Origin of the sequence: Leptothoe kymatousa TAU-MAC 1615 (genome assembly GCF_018739865.1) — a bacterium.
GTDB lineage: Bacteria > Cyanobacteriota > Cyanobacteriia > Phormidesmidales > Phormidesmidaceae > Leptothoe > Leptothoe kymatousa.
Genome location: NZ_JADOER010000003.1, coordinates 120807 through 145719 on the forward strand (window position 1 = coordinate 120807; position 24913 = coordinate 145719).

Genomic DNA, 24913 nt, shown 5'->3' on the forward strand with positions numbered 1-24913 from the left:
ACTACAACATCGACTATGACGACGAGCACATCACTCGACTGGATCTTTTTTGACTGTTTCAACACCCTCATTGACGACTTTGACACCTCCGGTTACGAAATTGGTTTAGCCCCGATGTACCAGGTGCTCGTTGCGGCGGGACTGTATAAACATATTGAAGACGTGCGCGCTGACTACCATCGCTGGCGTCTGGAAAATATTGCTGGCAAGCCCGAAGAACAAACGCTGCAGCAGCGCTTTCGGAATCTGCTGGCAACCTATCGGCCAAACGTGCCCCCCGCAACGGTTGACCAGGTGGTGGCAGAAATGGAAGTGGAGTTTATGCAATGCTTCCCCAATACGCTGAGACTGCCACCGGGTGTGGAAAGTATGCTGCAACGCTGGCATGGCCATGTGTCGATGGGGGTGATCTCTAACTTTTTTCTGGCGGATTGGCCCGCAAAAATGCTGGAACGCTACGGCCTACGACACTACTTTCAGTTTGTGATCGATAGCGCCGACTGCGGCCATCGGAAGCCGGGGGACAAAATTTATCAGCTCGCCTTGGCCGCAGCCGACAATCCAAACCCGAGCCGGATTATGTTCATTGGCGACCATTTGACCAATGATGCGATCGCACCCCAGCGCCTGGGCATGCAATCCATCTACTTTGACCGATCCGCCGACCGCCCCTCATCATCCGCCGCCCTAGCCACCATCAAATCCATCAACCATTGGGATCAATTTCAGCCCTAAGCAAACTGGTCGAATGGGCAAATACGTATATTTCAGGACAATCGGCAGCATATTTCAGCCATTCTTCGCCCCGACGACAGCCCTAATAGGGGCTAGGGTAGAAAACAGCTAGTGTATTCAACCGGTTAATTCAAGGGAGCGGCGTATAATAAGGAACGGCTCACAACCGTAAATCACTATTTTTATTAGTCAGCTAGACGTAATCGTTAACCCCTATCCCCATCAGTTGAGGTGGCCTTGCACCCACAATTGATTTTTATTTATCCAATCCAATAAATATTATTTTATATAGCTTCTATGCGTCGCAGCCCTATTAATGTCGCCAGCGTCATCCTGTCAGGACTTATGGCGACTGGTGTTTGTACAGGACTTTACCAGCCATCCGCCCAAGCTAGTGACCCTAGCCCAGCTCAACCTGCCAAGGCCAAACCATCGCCATCCCCCAGCAAGCCCGGTACAACAGCGGCACAAAAAAATAGAAAAAGCGCCATAGAACCTATCGAGCCCTTTATCCAGGCGGATGTGGTTGCCCTAGGGCAGTGGTTGGTCACCAAAAAAGTCAAAAAACTCGTTGCGGCTCAGCCCTCTACAGAAAAAAAAGCCAGCACCGAAACCCCAAAAGCTGACCCAGCCAAGCGGCCCAGTGCCAAACCGGCTTCGGCAGCGGCGACCCCAGCAGCCACGCCGAGGGCAACCAAAAAAGCAACTGCACCTGCGCAACCTCCGGCTCAGAAACCCTCCAATACCCAAACCGCCACCTTACCCCCCGTTGCCGTCCAGGCACTGCCTCCCGAGCCCTCCGCAAATCCAACCATTGATGGGTATACAGAAATGCGGGTGGCGCTGACCAAACAAGCGGCCAACGTCAACATCGCGGCCTCGTCCGGGGGCAGCATTATTAGCACCAATGGCGACTTAATCGAAAACGTAGCCGCGAACGTTAGCTACCAGGTTAGCGCTGATGCCAATGGGCTATTTATCAACGGCAAACCCGTCCCCACTGCCGTTTGGCTAGATCCCCAAGACGGGTATGTGGCCGTGGGCAACCGCTGGTATCGGGGGCGTTTGCTCCTATTGTGGCAAAATGGCGGCGTCATGGCCGTGAATCACGTCCTCCTAAGCGACTATCTATATAGCGTTGTGGGAGCGGAAATGTCCGCCAGCTGGTCGATCGAAGCACTGAAGGCCCAGGCCGTTGCCGCCCGTTCCTATGCCATTGTGCACACCGTACGCCACCAACGTCGGGCCTACGATCTGGATGACACCCAGCGCTACCAGGCCTATAAAGGCATCGCCACTGAAGCCACCTCCACCCAGCGGGCTGTGCACGAAACCGCCGGAGAATTTATTAGCTATGGCGGAGGTGTGGTGGAATCCCTCTATGCGGCCAATCAAGAGATCGTCGATGATGCCCACAGTGGGTATGGCATGAGCCAAACCGGTGCCTTAGACCTGGCAGAACAGGGCTATCAGTATTATGAAATCCTATCCGCTTACTATCCCGATACGTCGGTCGGTCGCATTGATGTCGGCGATTGATATGATTTTGCCATGGGCCATCGCCATGGGCCATCGCCATGGGCCATCGCCATGGGCGGCCTGGGCAAACAAACCACTCTGGGTAAACTAAGATTTTTTGGCCGTCCTGCGCCCAATGCTACAGCTTAAGTTCTCACCTTCAATCAGGATCGGCCCCAAAGCCGTTTGAATCAGCAATTTATTTTTACCCGCCCTCACCACTCGACGCAGGTTGTCAGGCACCACCGGATTGGCCGATTCATCTACCGGCGCTGGTTTCTCACTAATATCTTCACCACTATGGTACGGATAGGGAGAAGGGCTCGTTTTACCGGGAGCATGATGCTTGGGTACCTGAATGCGTCTACGACGCTTCTGGGTATTGCGATCGAGCCATACAATCGTATCTGATACGGCAAAGACCCGTTCCCCTTGCCAGGTTTTCATATAGATAGTGCCTGTTTCGCAAACCATTTTGTTCACAGGAGCCCAGCGCTTATCACAGAGCAATAGCATATCCATCAACTCTAGCTGGCGGTGATTCACCCACCAGGTCTTCCACAATGCAGCCGCTTCTTGGCAGTGAATTTCATAGCCTGCGGGCACGCTGTGGTAATCGTATTGGACAAATGTTGCCCCCTCGAAACGGGCTTTATCCATACCAAATGGCAGATAATTGGCCTGTAGCGCAAGCTGGTGCACAACCTGCCAATAGTCGGACTGGAGACGCACAACAACATAGGGGTTTGATCCCTTCAATCGCGCCTTTGCCAACAAAATACCTTGATTAGTCAACAGCTGTGTTTCTTCTCGGGCTTTTTCTATATGTAATTCCCGATTCGCCAACAGAGAATCTTCGCCCTGTAGAAACTTTTGGATCAAGGTAGTGTTATCTAGCGTATCTTTCATGATGTGCGACAACAAGTCTATATAGGTAGATCCCAACAATCAAAGCCAGCATTGAGCCACCATCAACATCGTCCATAGGTGCTGGGATTTCATATGCTAGGCAATCAGTTTAGAACCAGTATTCCCACCTCATGGGGAAAATTGCGGCAACAATGCTGTGCCATTACACGCCTCAGCCCAGTAGTCTCACGGGTCCCTATGCAATCTAGAGTTGCCGTCAGTCGCCACCGCAATCACGGACCGACCTCAAAGAACAAGGGACACCTCAGTTAGCATCCGCGCACATACTGACAACCCAAAATCTTTTACCGATATCTTTACGCTGAAACACAGACCCTCGCCCCTAGCTAAAGAGAAAACGAAAAGATACGCACAGGTCTGAAAAAATAATTACAACAACAATCCGTAGAGTTGATGCAATACTTTTGCCCCATCGTCCAGACACTTGAGGGTCACAAACCTAGTCCCTATCTCCCCCCAGGGACATCCATCCTGAAACTCAATAGCAATGAGAATCCTTATCCGCCTTCGCCCAATGTGATGGCAGCTCTCCGCACATTGGAGGGGGACTGGCTACGGCGCTACCCGGATCCCTATGCCCACACGTTTTGTGACGTGGCGGCCAGCGTTTTAGGCGTCCCGGCCAATTGGCTTATGGTGGGCAATGGCTGTGACGATCTCCTAGGGCTGTTATTTAGGGCCTGCGTCAACCAAGAACGACCGATCGTTTACCCCATCCCCACCTATGGCCTATACCGCACCCTAGCCGAGCAATGTAGCGCTCCTGTGATTGAAATCAGCTACCCTGCGGACCATGCCTTGCCCCTAGACCAGCTGCAACAGGCACAAGGTGCACTGACGCTCATTGCCTCGCCCAATAGCCCCTCTGGCCATCAAGTCCCACTTTTTGAGCTACGTCACCTGGCAGAAAGCGTGCCTGGCATCTTGGCCATCGATGAAGCCTATGTGGATTTTGGCGAGGGCTCGGCCCTAGGGTTAGTCCATGACTATGAAAATGTCATCATATTGCGCACCTTGTCCAAGGGGTATAGTCTGGCGGGTCTCCGGTTTGGCTTTGCCATTGCCCAACCCCAGCTACTCAAGGGCCTTTTTAAGTTGAAAGATAGCTATGGCGTAGATGCGATCGCAATCCACCTCGCAGCGGCGGCCATGGCCGACCAAACCTACAAAAACACCTGCATCAGCCACATCAAAGCCGAACGCACACAGCTCACCATGGCCCTCAGGCAGCTCGGATTCCAAGTGAATCCATCCCATGGCAACTTTGTTTTAGCCCAGCACACCCACGCCAAAACCATCCACGACACCCTCAGACACCAAGATATTTGGGTACGCCATTACCACCAGCCCAAACTCCACACCAAGCTACGGATTACGGTGGGGACGCCCGAACAAAATCAGCAGCTTTTAAAGGCCATGGCTGAGGCCATACCCCCAAAGAATTAAGTATGACCACTTAACTTAGCGTTACGCCAAGGTCATTTCGCTGGCCCTATGCACTGTTTCAACAATGTGACCACCGGGAGCAACCCCTGAAATCAGCGACGAACAATACTCCACCTTTGGATAATGACAAACATCAAAACATTTAGATACATTGATACGTGAAACTAAACCTCGGAGCGAGGTGACGGGTTTTGAAGTCTTGCTGGAAAACTATTGGCCCATGTTGGCAGGTAGTCCAAGCTAACTAACAAGAATCGACTCTCCCACCTCCTCCAGAATATCCTGTCAAACAAAATCTCGCAGGTAGTTAGCCTACGGGGTTTTTTCTTTGAGAAGATGGGTATGGCTCCGTTTGGAAAACCATTATTCAAATACCTGACTGTGACAATTTCACGGGTTTTCACCGAAAAACAACAACTTTTCTGGCTTCAAAAATCAACATATTTAACTATAAATACGGAACAACCATGAGAACACAGTAAAAACACTGAACCGCAGCCAGGGCAAGAGCTTAAGGTTTTATTTATCAACGGCTTACGTTGCTTGTCGCCAGGGTAAAGTAGGATTTCAACAGACAACAAAAATGCAATTTGATGTTGACATCTAACAATTAAACAAGTTATGTTGATGCAAACACTAAATCGTGGAACGGCACTAAGGCTGTAAGGGAATCCTCCCAGTCACAACTATAGATTTTAAGGGCTCAGTTCCTTGCTATCAAGAGTTTGACGTTCAGTCCTTAGTGTCTCCTAAATATCCTGTTACATGTCTCCTGAGCGTTAAGCAAGGGAGATTTTTTTTAGGCTGGCTCCCTCAATCTTCTGCCATGGCCGCCTTCAACATCTCTAAAAAGGCAAAAACAGGTGGTGGCAAGAGGGCGTTGGCCAGGGTGGCCACACAAATAGTTCGAAAAAAAGGCGTTGGCAAACTGTAGACTTGCACTCCATCCGGGATGGGTTCGGCCGCTAGGCGGGGGCTAATCGCAGCGCCCAGGCCCTTTGCCACCATATTAACGATGGTGGCGTCGGAACGAATTTGATAGGTAGACCGTAACTCGACACCAAATTGCCTGCCGTGGTGAATCACCATGGCGTCGCAGCTATCTCCGTCGGGGGCCATAATCAAAGGGTAGGCCGCCAATGCCTCCCAGGTCAGGGGTGCGGACAACGCTGCATCCGGCGGAAACAGGACAACAAATTCATCACGGGTTAGCTCCGATGCTTCTAGATCTGGGGCATGGGGCAAATAGGTGATCCCCACATCGGCTTTGCCTTTGCGCAAGTCGGCTTCCACATCGGGCCGGTCATCATATTCTGCAATGGTGATTGCGATCGCAGGATACTGTAAACAATATTGCGCAATTACCTCCGGCAAAATATGGGTGGCCGCACTCCGAAATGCAGCGATGCGCAGCTGGCCACCATCAAACCCTTTCGCTAAATTTGCCTGGTTATAAATATCCTCAATGAGATGGAGCACATGGCGGGCCCGGTCCACAATTTGTTGCCCCACCGGTGTGGGCACGGCCCCATAGCGCCCACGGGAAAAAAGCACCACCCCCAGCTCTTCTTCCAGTGTGGCAATGGCATAGCTAACCGCCGACTGGGAAAGCTGTAGCTGCAAAGCGGCCTCACTAAAGCTACCACCATCGGCTACAGCGATGAGCACCCGCAGCTGCGAAGGTTTAAGTTGCCCCAGACGATCCTGTCCCATGGTGTCGGTGAAAATACAAGGCCCACCTTATTGTGACAATTTGTGGGCATTTTACCCATGGGATCAGCCGATGGCATGTATGACACAGGCTGATGGAGCCTCCCCCCATGGCCGATGGCCAACGGCTGAGATCGGCCGTAACCCTTATTTTTCTAAATTAAACAGTAATTTTTTCTCCTCCTCGGAGAACGGTTTGGGGGCAGGGTTCACCACCTTGGCCTGGTCGTAGGCTCGCTGCACAGCAGGGCGAGCGGCGATGGCATCAAACCAGCGCTGCAAATGGGGAAAATCATTCAGGTTCTGGCCTTGTTTCTCGTAGGGCACAATCCAGGGATACATGGACATGTCGGCAATGGAGTAGTCGCCACCCACGTATTCACGATCCGCCAGACGTTGATTGAGCACGCCATAGAGTCTGGAGGTTTCTTTCACATAGCGATTAATGGCATAGGGAATTTTCTCGGGCGCATAGCCAGAAAAGTGATGATTTTGTCCCAACATCGGCCCCAGACCACCCATTTGCCAATATAGCCACTGGAGCACTTCATTTTTACCCCGCAGATCCGTCGGCAGAAACTGCCCTGTTTTTTCTGCTAAATATTGCAGAATGGCCCCTGATTCAAACAGGCTAATGGGCTCTCCTCCATCGGCGGGTGCTCGATCCACAATGGCCGGGATCCGATTATTTGGCGCTATTTTCAAAAACTCAGGCTGAAACTGCTCCCCCTTGCTGATGTTGATGGGATAAATGGTGTAGGGGACATTGGCCTCTTCTAGAAAAATCGTGATCTTATGGCCATTGGGCGTCGTCCAGTAATAGAGATCGATCATGACTTGGGGATTGTACGATAATTTCGAACTATTCTAGCGTAGGCGGTTGAAATTGTGGCCCCACCATGGCGGCCCATGAGGGCAACTAAACTTATCCCGAGGATCGGCAACACCCCAATTACTATATGGGAGGATAAAGCAGTTGCATTGATGAGCGAAGTCCATGGCCCTGTCTAAGACAGAATCAAAACAATTACTAGAGCGGATAATATTTGAAGAAACGGCCCCCAAGGATTGGGCGCAAGATATATGGGGGCTTAGCGCCATGCACGGTGAGGAAGCCGCCAAACTGCTAGATATATTTGATGCGCTAATCGAATGTTGTTCAGAAGAAAAATTAGAAAACCTAGTGCAAGGCCTGATCCGTTCCCAAACGGAGGTTTAGTACCATGGGCCGCTGGGATCTAGACCATTTTTTTACCACCATTGAGGAGTTAGTCCTGTGCCATTCTCCCAGTGGGGTTGAAACAGAGGTCAACCATTACATTCAACAATGGTTAGACAATATTGGCGTAGACCACTGGCAGGATGAAGCCGACAATATTGTTATTAAGATTCCTGGTGAGACCAGTGAAGGGGCAATCGCGGTCACGGCCCATAAGGATGAAATTGGAGCATTAGTAAAAGGGATTGAAGCAGACGGGCGGCTACAGGTAAGCCGTCTGGGCGGATCGTATCCCTGGGTCTATGGGGAAGGGGTTGTCGATCTGTTGGGGGATCGGGAAACTATTCCAGGCATCCTGAGTTTTGGTTCTCGCCATGTCTCCCATGAATCTCCCCAAAAGCTTCAGCAAGAGGGCAAAGCTGTCAGTTGGGAAACGGCCTGGGTGGAGACCAAGCTTGCCACATCCACTCTGGTGCAGGCTGGCATTCGACCGGGGACCCGCATGGTGGTGGGCAAACACCGCAAGCGCCCCTTTCGCCTCGGCAGCCATATCGCCAGCTATACCTTGGATAACAAAGCGTCAGTGGCGATTTTGTTGGGTCTAGCAGAACAAATAAAGCACCCGCCCGTAGATGTGTACTTGGTGGCCTCAGCTAAAGAAGAGGTGGGGGCGGTGGGGGCTTTATTTTTTAGTCAGCGCCAGAAACTAAGCCGCTTAATTGCCCTAGAGATTTGCCCACTGTCTAAGGAATATCCCATTGCCGATGGGCCGAGACCGGTGCTGTTTTCCCAAGATAGTTACGGCCTCTATGATGAAGGGCTCAATCAAGAAATTCTTGCGGCAGGCTCTGCGGTTGGGGTGAGCCTACAGCAGGCAGTGGTTTCCCAGTTTGGCAGTGACGCATCCATTGCGATGAAGTTTGGCCATGTGCCCAGGGGTGCCTGTTTGAGTTTTCCAACCCAGAATACCCATGGGTATGAAATTGCAGATTTGGGTGCGATCGCAAACTGCCTCAAGGTACTCACCCAATATCTAAACCACGGTACGCAGCATCAATAGACACGGCAGCCCTATGCCAAACAGTCCGCCCAGGCTCCCACGCTACACTAACAAAGTAATTCACAGACATAGAATATGGAGCTCACCGGTAGTGAGAATCTAGCGAATCGCACCTGCTGGATCTTTGATATGGATGGCACCTTAACCCTAGGCATCCACGATTTTGAAGCCATCCGCCAAACCCTAGAACTGCCCATTGGCTCACCCATTTTAGAATCCTTGCGCCAGCTGCCCCCCGAGATTGCGGCAACCAAACAAAAACAACTCAGGGAAATAGAATTTGACATTGCCCGCCAGTCCACGGCCCAGCCTGGCGCAAAATCATTGCTAGAGAGGCTCTTGGCCCAAGAAAAACAAATTGCGATACTGACCCGCAATGGCAAGGATATTGCCCACGAGACCCTCCATGCCTGCGGTTTAATCGATTTTTTTGACCCCACATTAGTGCTCAGCCGTGACTGCCATGCCCCCAAACCAGAGCCAGACGGCATTTTAGCCCTGTTAGACACCTGGGGAACCCCTCCCACTGAAGCAGTGATGGTAGGAGATTATAAATTTGACCTGATGGCGGGACAGCGTGCGGGTACGGCAACCATCTATATTGACACCTCAGGAGAATTTATTTGGTCCGACTACGCAGACTATGGGGTGAAATCTCTTAGGACTGTGATTAATTGGCTAGGGTGAGTCAGAAAAATCTCTATGGTGAAGGGGCTAATAGAGCATTATTCTCTGACAAACTCTTGAACAAGAATAGACCAGAAAACCTTACATAGCCTGTTCATAGTAAAGCTCTTGAATCAGCTGTTGACGTTCCAACAAATATTGTTTGACTGTAGCATACTCATTTTGTGAGAGCTGCACTCGATCATCAATTTGGTGCAAGATCAGTTGAACTCTTTCACACTGCGAAACACCTGCTGTGCAACGGGTTAAGGTTTCATCTACAACACACCAAATTAATCTTAATAAAGAAATTTCCATAGAAATATTTTCATGAGGAGAATTTATTAATTTTATAATTCCCTATTTTTGTCATTTCTACGATTGCCTATCTATAAAACACAATAATCAGTAACACTTGTCTATCCGACGAGCAACAAAATACGTATTACAGAACACTTAAACATAAACTATCTCACGGAAAAATTAATGGGTCTTATTATTGTGCAAAGTACTGGCATTCAGCGGTTGAATAGTGTTTTCTGTCCTTGCCACTACGCCTAAGACAAGACTTTCACTAAACCCCGCTAGGAACGCGATCGCAATATAGAGGTGGGTGTTCTGCACAGAATCTGCACCTTTCAGCTGAATAAAATTCCCCAACACGCCAGATTCAACAATGGCAAATACAAAAATTGCAAAGGCCATGCCCACAAAGGGTCGAGTAAAACCAACAATGCGCAGGTCTTTGTGTTCGGCTTCAGCCCGCTGAATAATTTCTTGGGAGCGCACAATAATACTGACCACACTGCCCAACGCCCCAAACGCCACCACTAAGCCAATTTGCGGCAGATTAATATTCAGAGACCGAGCTAAAAGCTGGGTTTGGGCCGAAACCACAGACGTGGGCACTTCCGTCGGTTCTAACAATGCTGTCTCTGTCGAGCCATCCGTTTCCGCTACCTGGGATGAGGGCAACGCCCCCGTGAGCTGAGCTGTCACGGTTGAAATCCTAGACTGAATTTGATCTAACCGATTAATTTGTGCCCCCGAATCCAAAGGCAGCTCACCATTAGCCTCAGGATTAATAATGGCTTGATATTGCCCCTGTTGCTGACGCAGATCTTGATATAAAACACTTTGAGCAACTAAACGATCAATTTCTTCAGTAATATTTGTAAGCTGCTGGCTAAAGGCGATGGGCGTTGCATCTGCCGCAATAGGCGTTGCGACCAGCTGATTTAGATAGGCCAATGGATTGGCGGCTGGCGACTCAACCGCCAGCGCCGCTCTAATCAACTGTAGTTGTTGTGCCACAGTCTGCCGCTGGGCGGTGGTAATCGCCGTTTCTGGACTAATGGCTTGGGCAACAGTAGTTATAACCGCGCCAGATTTTTGGAGAGTTTGTGTCTGCGTATCACTTAAATTAGCTCCACCACTTTGCTTTAAGAGGTTATCAATGCTTTGGTTCACTGACGCAGAGTATGCCGTCAGCTGTGCCCTCTGGACTTCTTCTTGGGTAATGTAGCCACGCACTGGCTCCAACTGCTCACTGACGTCCGTAAGCAATGCATTTTGTTCTTGGGCAATGCGACTAAACGCACCGGAGCCAGCAAACAGATTGCGCACAAGAAAGGGCATACCAATGCCCAAAACGGGAACCAGGACAAACCAGAACAAAAATTGTTTTAAGCCAGCCACCAGTCGGTGATAATGGCTGCCAGCGCCTTTAGTAAATTCAATCTGTTCTCGAGTCTTCTGGGCAAAGACTAGGTTGCCAACGGTATTATCTTCCGTATTGTGAGGGGAAGCGGCACTGTTGACTAAGGCTAGCGCCGTCACCTGTAACGTTTTATGGCAGTCTTGATATTGTTGATCTTGCAACATCACTAAATGCAAGGCCAACTCTTCTTGCACCTGCTTGGGAAGCGACTGCTGCTGCAATCCAGTTTGAATATACTGAATGCACTGATGTATGGCCTCGCTTTCAGATAGCTCTGTAGCCTTACCAAGCTGATGTAATTCGGCCTCAGTAAGGGGCACAAGCCGCGTTTCAGAAGCCGGTAAATCAGGATTCGAAGCATGCTCAGTCATGGCCATTCATCCTATTGCTTAGTAGCTACGGAAGCATACTGCACAGTATGGCCTACCCACTTGTTAAGCGAATTGGTTAGCACATGAAACTTACGGTTATCTTAAATCTTGCACCTGGTGATGAAGCACGGCCCACCTTGGACTAAAAGTGCTAAGGCTAATCGAATGAAAACCCACTAAAAGGGGTTAGAGGATCCCTGAAAGCTCCATATTTGGAGCTTTTAATCCAATCTTGCCCCTTTAGTGGACAGCCCTCAATTAGCGTTGGATTTTGAATCCAATGTGGGTTTAAGGCTCAAACCCGACTTGGTGCAAGATCTGAGTTATCCTAAGCTAGCCCCGTGGCACTTGCTGATGGAGGGGCCGCAACGCCGACTAATTAACGGTTGGCAAACTAAAAATCGCATCCCGCAGTTTTTTGGCCCACACACGATTGCCAGCCGCATTTAGATGCACACCACCCCCATCATGGAGAGGCGGATCTAAGCGCTGATCACCATTGGTATCTAACTCGGCACTGCTATCGACGAACGTGACAAATTCACGTTCATTGGCCAAGCGCTGCAAACCGACATTAAACGTATTTCTCCACTCGACCCGTTTACCCAGCTTTTTTTCATTGGCAGCCGCATCCACTGGGAGAACGGCCGATACAATTACCTGACGATCCTGGGGAAGCGTATCTAAAATCGTCTCGTAATTAATTAAAGCCTCTTCCGCACTACGGTTATAGGTATCGTTGATGCCAACGGCAAGCACAATACATTTGGCTCGTGCAAGGGCAGGCTGATACATGGGCAGACGCTCTAGCACCCCGACGGTAGTGTCGCCGCCAATGCCATAGTTCACAGAAAGTGGATAGATGGCGGATACCGCCAATCCTTGGGTAATACTATCGCCGATAAAGATGACGGCATCGTCGGGCACCATGGCCACCGAGTGCTGGTGATATTTGAGAGTCTGGTGGTAATAGTCTGTCAGCTCTGTTTGCAACGATGGCCTCACCAAACCCAGCCGATATTGCATACTGGCGAAAAAGTTAGATTTCCACAAAACACCCCCAAGCACAACATGTAGCAAGGCCACATAGGCAACTGTGAGCCGTTTTTTAGAGGCAACTTGCATCGGGAGAAATCTAGAACCAGTGATCATGGTGGAGTAGGGTCGGAATGGAAAGAGCAACTAGTAGCCGGACAGTTAATGTGTCTGACGTGATAGCTAGTCAGACGTAGGGTGTTTTTGCAAGTTTCCCTAACGCGCCATCACCGGCTACACTCCACCACCGGGGGAGAGCACCAGCCGCAACCAGGCAAACCTCACACTAACTATTCCCAAGCAGGAATCACGTTTATTCCCAAAACAGAATCCCACCAACTTATTCCTAAAAAGGAATCACATTTATTCCCAACGCAGAATCACAACCATTCAAAAAAGACATAACAGTTATTGCCAAAACAAGGTATTTTGCAAAACATTTTTTGACAACAGCCAGATATCACTCTTTACCCCAAAAAGCAACAACTCTTTACCTTAAAAGGCAACAACCTAAATATCCTATCAGGCAAAGTTTTCACAGGTTTTAAGTCGTCAAAAAACAAAGTCTAAAGTTTTCCTTACGATTATCGCGATCGCAGATTTACACCACTGTTGTAACCACTTGTAACGTTAACAACCTAACCGTGGAACAAAACAGTTTATGCCAACATCTACGTAGTTACACACACGCTACAGTTGCTGTTTTGGCCATCGCTCCTCACACATGCAATTTGCCAGCACATGAGAATACGCCACAATGTTGTCCCCCGAATCGACCAAGCTTTTAGGCAAGCCCTCCGGAGAATTAGATCAATCTAACCGCAACAATCGCATACTTTGGCTAGATTTAGCGAAAGTCTATGGCATGTTTTTGGTTTACTATGGCCATTTTGTCGAAAAAATAGCAGGGTTTGAAGGATTTGTTGCCAGCACCGTTGCCTACAAGCAATACAAATGCATCTATGCATTTCACATGCCCTTGTTTTTCATACTTTCAGGCTTTGTGTATAGGTACAAAAAGCAACCCCTTGGGTCATTCCTATACCAAAAGTTCTTAACGCGCATTGTTCCGGCCCTGTTTTTTAATGTTTTCGCCATTGGTATCTATTTGGTTGATCATGTGGTACGTAGCAACAGTGGATTCCTCGAACGCTATAATATCGCCTCCATTTTTATTGATGTATTAAATGGATACCCGTTTGGTAATTTTCTGACCTGGTTTTTGTTTTGTTTATTTACGGTTGAATTACTAAACCACCTGATTCATCCTTTACTGCAGGGTAATCTCTGGAAACATTGTGGTTTAGCTGTGGTGGCTTTATCCCTGGGATACTATTTCGGCATTAACCCAGACATTAACGAAACCTTACCTGGACGAGGCTTAAAGACTTGGTATTTTAATCAGGCCCTGATTGGTCTGAGTTTCTATCAGTTGGGCTTTATTATCAGGCAGGCAGGCATTATCTCTTGGTTTGAGCAATCGTTCTATAGATATGTTGGACTAGCCATAACATTCATCGCGACGGTAGCTTCGTTTAATATCAACCAAGGGCCCTTTAGCGATCCTAGGGGCATGGTTGCGATCGCACTAACCAGCCACGGCAACTTCTTCTGGTTCACCTTAACCGCAATCACAGGCTCTCTTTGGGTCATATTTTTAGCCCTGAGCCTACCCAATTTCAAAGGGGCTAAATTCTTTGGGCAAAATACTTTAGTTTTGCTAGGGATGAATTTCTTCTTTATGGATTTCTTTAAACCCATTATTGGCAGAATGAACCTAGCTATCTTTGATAACTGGATTACCGTCACCCTATTTTGCACAGGCCTCACCGTTATCAGTTTTATGGTGAATATTCCCGTGATCCAGATACTGCACAAATGTGTACCCCAACTAATGGGACGCCCTAAAGTAAAAGGCCCCCTATTGCCCGCATTGCTGACCTAACGCCCAGCATAAATCAGCAAAAAGTAACCCTACCGTATCCCCCGCTAGCTGAGCGAAGTCGAAGCTAAAATCCAGCCGATAAATGCTTTCGACTCCGCCCAAGGAAGCCTGACACAAAACACTCGCGTAGCTACATCAGCAAAATAAGTACCCCTACCGTATCCACCCGCTAGCTGAGCGAAGCCGAAGCTAAAACCAAGCCGATAGATGCCTGGCTTTGAGCAACGCCATATCAGCTAACCCAAGGCCCCGTTTGCCTCAGAAAAGGAGATTGTTCTGCAGCAGACCAACCCAATGGCAAGCTACCTTCAACATATATCCCTCGATGAAGATAGAACTTCAACAGGCGTTCGGCGCCGGGGTAGCGAGCAATGTCTGGATCGCCATCCCAAAGAACTTCGGCCCGTCCGGTCAGATACAACAGGTTGCCCTTTTCAAAATCGATGAACAACAACCCGGCGAAGGGATTGACTTCAATATTGCCAAAAGTGTTGAAGATACAATTGCCTGCAAAATCCGGGATGGTCAGGGTATTACCATCAACGTGAACAAAACCAGGGGAGCCACCTCGATGGGAAACATCCACACCGTTGGTAACATCCGTGGCGTTATCCAGGTAGGCCGTGGCAATAAAAAACGTATCTGCGGCAACTATTACATCACGTTTGACACTATCTAGCATGGTGAAGGCATAGACAGGCTTAGCAGCGGTGGCATCAAAGTTTTGGAGGTTGAACTGCCGTGCCTGAATATATTTCGGGCAGTTGCCAAAGCTTTGCTCCACCGCCACTGAAAAACCATCCGGCGTGATTTCACTCACCACACCATTCACCCGATTGCGGCGGCGGGTGTGGAGTTCGATGCCGAGGAAGCCCACCTTGCTACCAACGGCGAGATTTTTGATGAGGGGGTCATTAAACAAGGGCTGGGCGGCGATGTGCAGCGTCCGATCGTCCGGTGCGGAGATAAATCCTGGGTCGCCCACCAAAATCGAAGCCCAAGGGTGACCCTCTGCATCCACTGTGCCAATCAGAAAGTGGGGCAGCTGGGCATAAAATTGGCGATGCTGCTCGGGCAGGAACTCGCGAATCATTTTTCGACCCACCGCTTCCATGCGATCGCGTGCCCCTAGCCTCGCTTGCACAGCTTTTTCCCCTGGGTGGAAGGGAGACTCTTCTTTTTGCCAACCGGGAATGGCCATAATTATTACACTCCTAAGAGATCAAAGAAGAAAGCTCACAAACGCCTGAACCAAAGGCTTGTGAGCCCACTGAGGCTAGCCACCAGGAGCCATCAGTTCCAAACGAATACCCCCAGGGATAGAAGCCATCAAATGTTGAGCAGGGCCACCACTGGAAAGCTCAGGGGGAAATTCAATACTAACGCCCTCGGTTTTGACCATGGTTTGATAAATGCTGTTGAGGGTATCTATGTCCGTTACCTTCAGGGCAAGGTGATGCAGCCCAATGTTGTTCTTCCGGTCAAACGGTGTTGCACTATTGGGATCGGTCGCCTGCCAAAGGGTAATAAATACAGTGCCATCAGAGACAAAATAAGCAGGATATTCAGGCCTTCCACCCACGTGCTTAAATTCCAGCACATTCACAAAAAAGTCGCGGGTGGCGTCGATACTAGGAACGGTGAGACCAATGTGGTGAGCGCCTTGGGTAATGGCCATGGAACAACTCCTTTCGGAAATAAACAAATTAAACTAGTAGACTGTCAACTCGAAAGATTTAGGTTAGGACCGTGAGTTGTGAATCGTGAATGGGGTTTCAAGTCTGAAAGCTATCTTGCTGAGACACTCCTCTACGCGAAAATTATAAATTGACACCATACTAGGCCCAGATAAAAAGGGTGGGCACTCAGAGATTACTTTAGCCAACAATCGCATTGTACCAAACGATCGGTTCATAGTGATGTAACCATATTGACGGCTTGGTAGAATGTCAACAGCCAAATCAAAAAATGCTGAAATGCCCAAAGAGGATTACGTTCCGACTTTATTTTCACTGTTTCGCCAGTACGGTTATGACGGAGCTACACTCTCTAAAATTTCAGCGGCCACCGGACTGGGTAAGGCCAGCCTTTACCATCACTTTCCCGGTGGCAAAGAGGATATGGTGGCATCAGTGCTGGATCATTCTGACTGCTGGCTGCAAGAAAACGTGCTGCAGCTTTTAGCTGGGAAAGGAAGTCCGCACACTCGACTACAGAAGATGTGCGACCACATCCATGATCTCTACGCAGGGGGGACTCAACCTTGTTTGACAGCCATCTTGGAAACGGGCACGGGACGCGATCTTTTTCATCAACGAATTAAGACCCTAGTCACCCACTGGATTGGCGCCATTGCCAAGATTTTGGTTGAATCTGGCTTAGATGAAGCTATTGCTCGACAACGGGGGCAAGACGCACTCATTTCTATTCAAGGAGCTTTGATCGTGTCCCAAGCTCTAGATGACGCATCTCTTTTTTTACGAACAATAAAACAACTACCTGAGACATTATTACACTGGGAGTAATCGGTTGAATTCCTACCTAAAAGAGAAACTGTGCTATTCAGCTTTAGCCTGTAAATTCAGCAACTGCCGCGAGTGTTATTGCGCACCCATTAAAGTTGCCACAACAGATGCCTTATAAGACTGTGGCGACAGGCTGAGTAACAAACTCTCGCTTCGAGGTTGTCACCCCATCAGCCATTAGATGCGTTTCTTGTTTAAGAATAGTGATCCAGAACCCATCACACCCATAGCGAAAAGGGCCATGAACGAGCCTGGTTCAGGTACGCTGGCAGGCTGCCCAGCGGGAGGCGCTAACGTGGCCAAGGCAACGTCGCTAATCACCCGAGATGCAGCGGCCGTGGGGTGAACGTCATCCCAAAACAAAAACTCATCCGGGTTGTCGCAGACACCATCAAATTGAAACCCAGGCTCATAGTTAATCAAACAAGAATCGGTGACATTCGTTAGGCCAAATGCCGATGGCGTTGTCAGGAGGTCATCAAACAACGTGTTGATATCCAAGGTGGTGACATTCACCCCCGGTTGGGTCTGGCTAAACGCATCCAGCTTTGTTGCCAAGAGGCTATTGTGGCCAGCAATCAGTTGATTTAGGGTGGCGGGAATATTTACGGGGGTTTGAGCATCTAAAAAGTCAGCAACTGGCGCTTCACCGATGTCGGGCAAATTGAGCACTAAAAACTCTTTTGCGCCTAGGCTAGCCAACTGATTGAGCCCACCCAGAATGTTATCAGTAACAAAATCAGGTAGCTGATCAAGCGTTGGCACCTGCAAGGAAGCAGGATTAAAGAACGCTTCGTTATAGTCGTTGCCACCGACCCAGACAACATACAAGGCGTTGGGATCTGCCGGGACGATGGAAGAGAGACCGGAAAAGGCAGCAATTTGGTCCTGAAACCCTGGCAGAAACGACGCTAGCGGGGGAACATCGTCGTCCAAAATATGAATATCTGAAGAGAGAGCACCGGTAAAGGCAAAGTTGATGCCCTGGGTAGGCACTGGAGCCGTAGGGTTGAGGGCTAGATCTGTGGCCAGGATGGGAGAAAGCCCTAATGCTTGGCCGACATTATCAATCCAGATAGGGCCATTAGAACTTTTTTGGGCATAGGGCGGGCTGGGGGGCAAGGCGGGCAGCCCTAGGGGAGATAGGGCACTGGTCAGGTTAAATAAATTTCCAGAATCCACCAGGCTATCGCCAAAGATATTGAGCGCAGTAAAGGAGGCTGCCCTAGCTTCTAGGGAGACCAGGCAGGATGAAATCGCAAGACTGATGGCAAAAAGCGTTTTTTTCATGCCTATTGGCTGTGCTCAACACAGTCGGATAGATACTACAAAGCAAGAAGACCTTGGCGAGATATCAAAACGTTTGGATATACCTCTCCCTTATTTATATGTGGGCAATGTTTTTTTCTCAAGACCGACTAGCGGCTTCTTTATAAAGTTCCGATGAAGCCTGCACCAGAAGTTTGAAGGTGGCATAAGGGAAGCTGCGAATGCTACTAAAACTGTAACCATTTGCTCTATCCGTTGGCCTACACTGTGTCATTCAATGATCAAGAAGGGTTCAACGCATAAAAGCTGGGTATATTGCGATCGCTCACTTCGAAATCACTTCACCACCAGCGTTTTGGCAAGCATGTCATGCCAGGTTCTATTGTGCTTAGACCAGATCGCCCAGAGAAAACCTAGCCCCAGGGGTATGTAGGAAATCAGCTTGGCCACATTGCGCCCAAACGATCGTCCTCTGGTTAGCGGGCGTCCATTCTTGTCTGTCACCCGCAGACCTAGTAGCCGCTTGCCGATTGTGCCCTGCATGGCAGAGCCTTCGAGAAAGCCACAGTAGACAATGTAAACCAGAAATGAAAAATCTCGGATTTGGTTGCGTTGTCTTAGAAAGGCAATGCGGGTATTGATGTCATCACGGGCATTGAGGTATTGCTGAATGGTTTCATCAAAGCCTAGGAAAAGGTAAAAGACTGCAGATGTTACTAAGATAATCGGCAGGATATCAATCAGATAGGCAAGCAAGCGAGCGCCAAGCCCGGCTGTCTGTTGGTTAGACATGGGATAACACGTGGATAATTGCGGAGCATAGGAGCAAGTCCAGTCATATGGTAACTGGCTGGGACGGCAGCTTAGAAATGTTGTTGGTGTAGGTGGAGTCCGGGCTTCGGCTGCGCTTAGCCCTCATCGATCGGGTGTGGTTGGGGGCCGGGCTCAGCCCTCGTTGATCGGTGGGTGGCGGGAGTGCGGGCTTCGACTACGCTCAGCCCTCGTTGATCGGTTGATAGCGAAGAGCCAAATCGCGCATCCTCATCTCCCTTGCCACGCAACCAAATGGCTAAGCAGAACTAACCTGGTAGCTGAGGAACCTCAATCCGGTAACTGAAAAGACCCAAGCCGGTGGCTGAGCGGAGCCGAAGCCACATTCTCACACCCCCAAACCGGTGGCTGAGCACAGTCGAAGCCACATTCTCAAGCCACTATACCGGTGGCTGAGCGCAGTCGAAGCCACATCTTTTCCAATGCGAAGAGTTCTGACACTCCGCTAAAATATGCAACCGATCCCAAGCTTCTTGCATCAAGGCTATCTTCTTTGCACGGCTCCAGCCCTGCACTTGTTTTTCACGATAAAAGGCATCTGCTATACGTGTAAACTCTTCGGCATAGAATAATTTCACGGGTAGTCGCTTTGCGGTGTGGTTAGCCCCCATGCCGTTTTGATGTTGCCATAGGCGACGGGGTAAGTCTTTGGTTCTGCCTGTGTAGAAGGAACCGTCGCAGCATTGGAGGATGTACATGTGTGGCATGGGTATTTTAGCTAGTGGCAAGGGTTCGGGCTTCGACTGCGCTCAGCCCTCGTTGATCGCGCAGTGCTGGGGTCCGGGCTTCGACTGCGCTCAGCCCTCGTTGATCGGTGGGTGGCAGGGGTTCGGACTTCGACTGCGCTCAGCCCTCGTTGATCGGTTAATAGCGAAGATTCTAACCTCGCACTCAGCCTTCCCTTCCCCCTAACCCGGTGGCTGAGCGGAGTCGAAGTCACATTCTCACACCACTATCCCGTCCAGTAGCTGAACGAACCTCGCCCGGTGGCTGAACGGAGTCGAAGCCACATCTTTTCAAACTTAAAATTCCCCCACATCACTCCAATCCAGCCAAGTAGGGGGTGTAATAAGGCACCATCCATCACATCTGACACTTGGCCCATAGCAGTGTTCCGGAGGTAAGCTCCCTAATTTCTCTAACCAATAGTTGGAGATTTGGCTTATCTATTCATGTACAGTAAAACTGAAACATAAGCCATCGAGTCTCAACCGACAATATGCAATGAGAAGCGGACGCATCAGTCACGCACCTTATTTCGCCCCTATAATTTCTGCAACCGTTGGCTGCAGATTTAGTCGTTTGGCACGAAAACAATCAAAACCTCTCATATTCTAAAGGTTTTGAGCTAACAACCTATTCTAAGAAGCGGTGCGTGACTCACGCACCCTACGTGACTATATGAAATTTTGCGCTTCGTCCTTCAAAATTCCACACACTAAAGTTCCAGAGCCATCTCGAATTCCAGGATATGTTCTCTGGGAGGTGGCATGGGTTTGGTTATGCCTGTGGGTTTGAAGCCCATGCGTTGGTAGAGTGCGATCACGCCTGCATTGTGCTCACCCACATCTAGAACCAAACGCTGACAGCCTTCGGAACGCATCCAGTCAATCACCGCATTAATCAGCCCTTGACCCACTCCTTGCCCGCGAGCATGGGGCGCTACCCAAAGCGATAGTAAATAGGCTTCATTTATTTTCTCCGAATGCAATGCACCACGTACCATGCCACTATCAGCGCCATCTACAACCGCAACAAACGTAGGTAGTTTTTGTAGCTGCCTCACCCAGCTATCTCTTGGCCAAACAAAAGCATCCTGAAATGTAGTACTAAAGGCATCCGGCGCATCTTTAAGGGCCAACAGCCGTATTTGTCGTAGCCTTTCTACGTCACCAGCATTAAGTCTTTGGAACGTTATCATCAGTTGATACTAATCGCAGCATTAACACACTACATATCAACATTATCAATTCCGGTTTTGAAAGGACATCAACCAAGCAAGGTATAGCAATTAGGACGAGCAAATCATGCTCGCTTTAACGCTTCTTACTCAGCCCCAGTAATCTCCTCCTCAATAAATTCCTTCCCAATCCGCTGATACTCCGCCAACGTAAACGAATCCACCTGAATCGCATCCAACTGCGCCGTCTCCGCCGTTGTCGCCAGGTCAGATTCTGCCCCCGTAATCACCCCGGCCCGCAACGCCGCTTCCACCCGACCCACGGGCGGCACAATATTTAACTCCCCATTGCGAAACGCCGCCTTAATCTTCGTAAATACCGGCATTGCCACAATCGATAGCTGATAGGCCCGCTCCAAACGTCCCAGGGCTTGCTCCGCATCACTGGGCACATGCAACCCTCTAGTCAGATGATTCCGCCCATCAGGGGACTGCAACAGTTTCGCCACAGCATGGCCTTGCGCATCCGAAGGCATCACCCCAATAGGATTCAACCGGAACCAGGGCAAGGTAGTAGCCCGAATCAGACCACCTAAAACAGGAATATTCAGATTCGCCAACAGCCCTTCTAAGGCCTGTTGAATCTGGCCAAGACTATGATTCATGGCCCAATGAACCAGTGGCAAGTCTTCGTCCCGACGTCCCTCTGCCTCAAACCGTCGCAGCGTAGCCGTTGCTAGATACATCCAGGACAACATATCGGCAAAGCGTCCGGTGATTTTCTCATGGCGCTTTAGCCGACCACCGTAGGAGATCATCGCTAGATCTGACAGGGCGGCAAAGGTGGCGGAGGCCCAAGCCAGCTTCTGGTAGTAGCGGGCCGTTTCTCCCCGCACCGGCGCTTTCGCTAGACGACCATGGGTCAATCCTAAGACTTTTGCCCGTGCCCAGTTGCGGCCAAACAGACCCACATGCCGCCAAAATGCATAGTCAAAGGCGGCCACATTGTTGTCTTCTAGGGCCGCAATCTCATCGACAATGTAGCCATGGCAGCGGATCGCCCCTTGGCCATAGATAATGAGACTGCGGGTGAGAATATTTGCCCCTTCCACCGTAATGGGAATGGGCGTCGCCGTGTAAATATTCGCCAACAGGTTGCGCGGACCGCGACAGATGCCAGCACCGCCGAGAATATCCATGCCGTCGTTGATCAATTGACGCGACAGCTCGGTAAATTGATACTTGGCAATGGCCGACACGACCGCAGGCTGTTCCCCTTGATCTACGGCACCACAGGTATATAGCCGTGCCGCATCCATGAGATAGGTGAGGGCCCCAATGCGGGCTAGGGGTTCTTCTACCCCTTCGAATTTACCGATGGAGAGACCAAATTGTTCTCGCACCACGCTGTAGGCACCGGTTACGCGAGAGACTAGCTTGGCTACCCCCGTGGCTGTGGCCGGGAAGCTGACGCCACGACCAGCGGCCAGGCTTTGCATCAGCATGGTCCAACCCTGCCCCGCCTGTTCGACACCGCCAATAATTTGGCTAGCGGGCAACACCACATTGCGACCGGCAATGGGCGAATTGTAAAAGGGCACACCCATGGGGTCATGGCGACGACCCAGTTGCACACCGGGGGTATCGGCAGGCACTAGGACACAGGTAATGCCCACGTCTTTGCCCTTACCCAATAGGTTATCTGGATCATGGAGGCGAACGGCCAGGCCAATTAGGGTGGCAATGGCGCCCAGGGTGATGTATCGCTTCTGCCAGTTCAACCGCAGATACAGTTCACCGTTTTTCTGAAAGACTGTCCCGCTGGACTGGAGACTCGCCGCGTCGGAACCGGCGGTGGGCTCTGTCAGGGCAAAGCAGGGCATTTCTTCCCCGGTGGCTAGCTTGGGTAAGTAGCGCTGCTTTTGATCGGGGGTGCCGTAGCGTAGCAGCAGCTTGGCTGGGCCGAGGGAATTGGTCACACCGACGGTGGCGGTGTGGGTAAAGGAGCGGGAGGCTAGCTTAGTCATCACCGCACTGTAGGCGGTATTGGTAAATCCTCGACCGCCATATTCGGTCGGAATCATCATGCCAAAGAAGCGCTCTTGCTTTAGGTACGCCCACACCGCTGGGGGCAAATCCTTGCGCTGGTGTATCTCCCAGTCGGTGGCCATGTGGCATACCTGCTCAACCGGGCCATCGACAAAGGCCTGTTCAGCGGCAGTCAGTGTGGGGTAGGGCTCGGCCAAAATTCGTTCAAAGTTTGGCTTGCCAGAAAACAACTCTCCATCCACCCAGACGGTACCGGCCTCGATGGCCGCCCGCTCTGTTGCTGAAATGGATGGCAACAGATTGAATCGTTTAATTGCCTTAACAATGGGGGCCGTAATCACCACCTGGCGGATAAAGGGCACGATGGAAACCAGGGTCATGACGCTAAAGATGCCCCATAGCCACAGGGGGGCACGGCACACGCCGAGGATCAATGCGTCGTAGGCACACCAAGCCACCAAGGGAGCCTTGACGTAGGCCAGGGCCAGCAATAGCCCTAGGAATCCAACAATTAAACCAATGGTTAAGAGAGTCATAATCTTTACCCTTTTTGTCACGACGGAACTAGGGCAGGTAAGGTGATGTTATTTAGAATCTTCTAAGGTTTACGATTAATTTGTGAAACCGTTTCCTGCGGCACTGTTACAAACTATGCAGAAGAATCTTTAATTTTGTTGAAATGCAGTTAGCGACAAATATCACCTTATGCTTTCTAAGCCTAGTCTTGTTTTGTCACGCTCTATAAACTAGAGCAACAAATTTTCAAACACTCCAGCGGCCCCCATGCCGCCGCCAATGCACATGGTGACCATGCCATAACGGATCTGGCGACGCTTCATCTCGTGTAACAATGTTGCGGTAAGTTTCGCACCACTGCAGCCGAGGGGATGGCCCAGGGCGATCGCACCTCCGTTTACGTTTACAATCCCCGGGTTCAGCCCCAGCTTACGAATCACCGCCAAACTTTGGGCCGCAAAGGCTTCATTTAGTTCGATCAGGCCCAAATCCTCCAGGCTCAGCCCCACCTGTTTCAGCACCTTGGGCACCGCCTCCACCGGGCCAATGCCCATAATTTGCGGCGGCACTCCGGCGACGGCAAACCCCAGCAGACGCGCCATGGGTGTAACACCCAGCGCTTTTACCTTGGCTGCGCTCATCAGCAACGTCGCCGCCGCCCCGTCGGACATTTGGGACGAGTTACCAGCGGTGACGCTGCCCCCCCGGCGGAAAACGGCCGGTAACCCCGCTATGGCCTTCAGGCTGGTGTCGGGTCTGGGGCCTTCATCCACCTCAAACAGCGTGCGATGGGTGTGGGTCTCTCCATTTTGGTACACCGTATCGGTGACGGGGAGGGGGATAATTTCGTCGGTGAACCGACCGGCCTTGATGGCATTTAGGGCTTTTTCGTGCGATCGCAACGCAAACCGATCCTGCTCGGCCCGCGACACCCCAAACTGCTGGGCCACATTCTCCGCCGTTAACCCCATGGACATATACACCTGGGGCATATCCGTCATCATCACCGGGTTGGGGCTCCAGCGGTCCCCCCCCATGGGAATCAAACTCATGGATTCCACCCCACCCGCCACCATCACATCCGCCTGCCCCAGGGTAATGGCCTGGTGCGCCATGGCAATGGTCTGCAACCCCGACGAACACAGCCGATTCACCGTCATCCCCGGCACCGAAGGCGGCAATCCGGCCCGGTGGGCAATCACCCGCCCCAGGTTATAGCCCTGCTCCGCCTCCGGCATGGCACAGCCCATGATCACGTCTTCGATGTGGTCGGGAGTTAGGGCAGGGAAAGTTGCGATCGCGCCTTTCACCACCGCCGCCCCCATATCATCGGGCCGCATGTGTCGCAGCATCCCCCGAGGCGCCTTACCAACCGCCGTCCGCACACTGGCAACAATATAGGTACTTCGCATAATGTTCTCCTTCCAAGAAGATTGTCTACTTATTCCCCCACTGGGCGGGGTGCCCC

General features: G+C 50.5%; 22 protein-coding genes. 8 read left to right on the top strand and 14 right to left on the bottom strand.

The features are described 5' to 3' along the window. Positions 1 to 15: 15 nt before the first annotated feature. The gene (locus IXB28_RS02130) at positions 16 to 735 is read left to right on the top strand and encodes an HAD family hydrolase (RefSeq protein WP_215616903.1); all 720 of its coding nucleotides are present in this window, start codon (positions 16 to 18) and stop codon (positions 733 to 735) included. Between the two features lie 297 nt (positions 736 to 1032). Then, a complete protein-coding gene (locus IXB28_RS02135) occupies positions 1033 to 2274 on the top strand; it encodes a SpoIID/LytB domain-containing protein (RefSeq protein ID WP_215616904.1) in 1242 nt (413 codons plus the stop codon). An 87-nt stretch (positions 2275 to 2361) separates the two neighbouring features. On the opposite strand, the gene IXB28_RS02140 is transcribed toward IXB28_RS02135, so the two are convergent. After that, the gene (locus IXB28_RS02140) at positions 2362 to 3162 is read right to left on the bottom strand and encodes a hypothetical protein (RefSeq protein WP_215616905.1); all 801 of its coding nucleotides are present in this window, start codon (positions 3160 to 3162) and stop codon (positions 2362 to 2364) included. Positions 3163 to 3576: 414 nt separating this feature from the next. Here IXB28_RS02140 and hisC point away from each other — a divergent pair, with 414 nt between their 5' ends. Further along, complete coding sequence (gene hisC / locus IXB28_RS02145; RefSeq protein WP_215616906.1) at positions 3577 to 4629, top strand: histidinol-phosphate transaminase; 1053 nt, start codon at positions 3577 to 3579, stop codon at positions 4627 to 4629. Between the two features lie 813 nt (positions 4630 to 5442). Here hisC and IXB28_RS02150 read toward each other — a convergent pair. Both IXB28_RS02150 and IXB28_RS02155 read right to left on the bottom strand, forming a co-directional pair. Next, complete coding sequence (locus tag IXB28_RS02150; RefSeq protein ID WP_215616907.1) at positions 5443 to 6342, bottom strand: LysR family transcriptional regulator; 900 nt, start codon at positions 6340 to 6342, stop codon at positions 5443 to 5445. A gap of 144 nt (positions 6343 to 6486) precedes the next feature. Further along, positions 6487 to 7173 (bottom strand): glutathione S-transferase N-terminal domain-containing protein, encoded by a 687-nt coding sequence (locus tag IXB28_RS02155; protein WP_215616908.1) that lies wholly within the window; start codon positions 7171 to 7173, stop codon positions 6487 to 6489. A 163-nt stretch (positions 7174 to 7336) separates the two neighbouring features. Here IXB28_RS02155 and IXB28_RS02160 point away from each other — a divergent pair, with 163 nt between their 5' ends. From IXB28_RS02160 to IXB28_RS02170, 3 genes are all read left to right on the top strand, one after another. Beyond that, positions 7337 to 7558: a hypothetical protein gene (locus tag IXB28_RS02160; RefSeq protein WP_215616909.1), complete on the top strand. Its 222-nt coding sequence runs from the start codon at positions 7337 to 7339 to the stop codon at positions 7556 to 7558. A gap of 4 nt (positions 7559 to 7562) precedes the next feature. Next, positions 7563 to 8618 (top strand): M42 family metallopeptidase, encoded by a 1056-nt coding sequence (locus tag IXB28_RS02165; protein WP_215616910.1) that lies wholly within the window; start codon positions 7563 to 7565, stop codon positions 8616 to 8618. Between the two features lie 75 nt (positions 8619 to 8693). Beyond that, the gene (locus tag IXB28_RS02170; protein ID WP_215616911.1) at positions 8694 to 9305 is read left to right on the top strand and encodes an HAD family hydrolase; all 612 of its coding nucleotides are present in this window, start codon (positions 8694 to 8696) and stop codon (positions 9303 to 9305) included. A gap of 81 nt (positions 9306 to 9386) precedes the next feature. On the opposite strand, the gene IXB28_RS02175 is transcribed toward IXB28_RS02170, so the two are convergent. The 3 genes from IXB28_RS02175 to IXB28_RS02185 form a co-directional block, all read right to left on the bottom strand. After that, positions 9387 to 9602 (bottom strand): hypothetical protein, encoded by a 216-nt coding sequence (locus IXB28_RS02175; RefSeq protein WP_215616912.1) that lies wholly within the window; start codon positions 9600 to 9602, stop codon positions 9387 to 9389. 165 nt (positions 9603 to 9767) lie between these two features. Beyond that, on the bottom strand, positions 9768 to 11375 hold the full coding sequence (locus tag IXB28_RS02180; protein ID WP_215616913.1) for a hypothetical protein: 1608 nt from the start codon (positions 11373 to 11375) through the stop codon (positions 9768 to 9770). Between the two features lie 375 nt (positions 11376 to 11750). Beyond that, positions 11751 to 12500, bottom strand: a complete 750-nt coding sequence (locus tag IXB28_RS02185; protein WP_215616914.1) for an SGNH/GDSL hydrolase family protein — start codon at positions 12498 to 12500, stop codon at positions 11751 to 11753. A 667-nt stretch (positions 12501 to 13167) separates the two neighbouring features. Between IXB28_RS02185 and IXB28_RS02190 the strand changes: the two genes are divergently transcribed. Beyond that, a complete protein-coding gene (locus IXB28_RS02190; protein WP_215616915.1) occupies positions 13168 to 14355 on the top strand; it encodes an acyltransferase family protein in 1188 nt (395 codons plus the stop codon). Positions 14356 to 14587: 232 nt separating this feature from the next. Here IXB28_RS02190 and IXB28_RS02195 read toward each other — a convergent pair whose 3' ends face one another. After that, complete coding sequence (locus IXB28_RS02195) at positions 14588 to 15556, bottom strand: pyridoxamine 5'-phosphate oxidase family protein (protein ID WP_215616916.1); 969 nt, start codon at positions 15554 to 15556, stop codon at positions 14588 to 14590. 75 nt (positions 15557 to 15631) lie between these two features. Next, positions 15632 to 16033, bottom strand: coding sequence for a VOC family protein (locus tag IXB28_RS02200; RefSeq protein WP_215616917.1), 402 nt, complete (start codon positions 16031 to 16033; stop codon positions 15632 to 15634). Positions 16034 to 16331: 298 nt separating this feature from the next. Here IXB28_RS02200 and IXB28_RS02205 point away from each other — a divergent pair, with 298 nt between their 5' ends. Next, complete coding sequence (locus IXB28_RS02205) at positions 16332 to 16880, top strand: TetR/AcrR family transcriptional regulator (RefSeq protein WP_215616918.1); 549 nt, start codon at positions 16332 to 16334, stop codon at positions 16878 to 16880. A gap of 177 nt (positions 16881 to 17057) precedes the next feature. On the opposite strand, the gene IXB28_RS02210 is transcribed toward IXB28_RS02205, so the two are convergent. From IXB28_RS02210 to IXB28_RS02235, 6 genes are all read right to left on the bottom strand, one after another. Then, the gene (locus IXB28_RS02210; protein ID WP_215616919.1) at positions 17058 to 18170 is read right to left on the bottom strand and encodes an SGNH/GDSL hydrolase family protein; all 1113 of its coding nucleotides are present in this window, start codon (positions 18168 to 18170) and stop codon (positions 17058 to 17060) included. 315 nt (positions 18171 to 18485) lie between these two features. Next, the gene (locus IXB28_RS02215; RefSeq protein WP_215616920.1) at positions 18486 to 18941 is read right to left on the bottom strand and encodes an RDD family protein; all 456 of its coding nucleotides are present in this window, start codon (positions 18939 to 18941) and stop codon (positions 18486 to 18488) included. A 419-nt stretch (positions 18942 to 19360) separates the two neighbouring features. Next, positions 19361 to 19678 (bottom strand): GIY-YIG nuclease family protein, encoded by a 318-nt coding sequence (locus IXB28_RS02220; RefSeq protein ID WP_246559579.1) that lies wholly within the window; start codon positions 19676 to 19678, stop codon positions 19361 to 19363. A 740-nt stretch (positions 19679 to 20418) separates the two neighbouring features. Next, the gene (locus tag IXB28_RS02225) at positions 20419 to 20901 is read right to left on the bottom strand and encodes a GNAT family N-acetyltransferase (protein ID WP_215616922.1); all 483 of its coding nucleotides are present in this window, start codon (positions 20899 to 20901) and stop codon (positions 20419 to 20421) included. Positions 20902 to 21026: 125 nt separating this feature from the next. Beyond that, positions 21027 to 23465, bottom strand: coding sequence for an acyl-CoA dehydrogenase (locus IXB28_RS02230; protein ID WP_215616923.1), 2439 nt, complete (start codon positions 23463 to 23465; stop codon positions 21027 to 21029). Positions 23466 to 23675: 210 nt separating this feature from the next. Then, positions 23676 to 24857, bottom strand: a complete 1182-nt coding sequence (locus IXB28_RS02235; RefSeq protein ID WP_215616924.1) for a thiolase family protein — start codon at positions 24855 to 24857, stop codon at positions 23676 to 23678. Between the last annotated feature and the right edge of the window lie 56 nt (positions 24858 to 24913).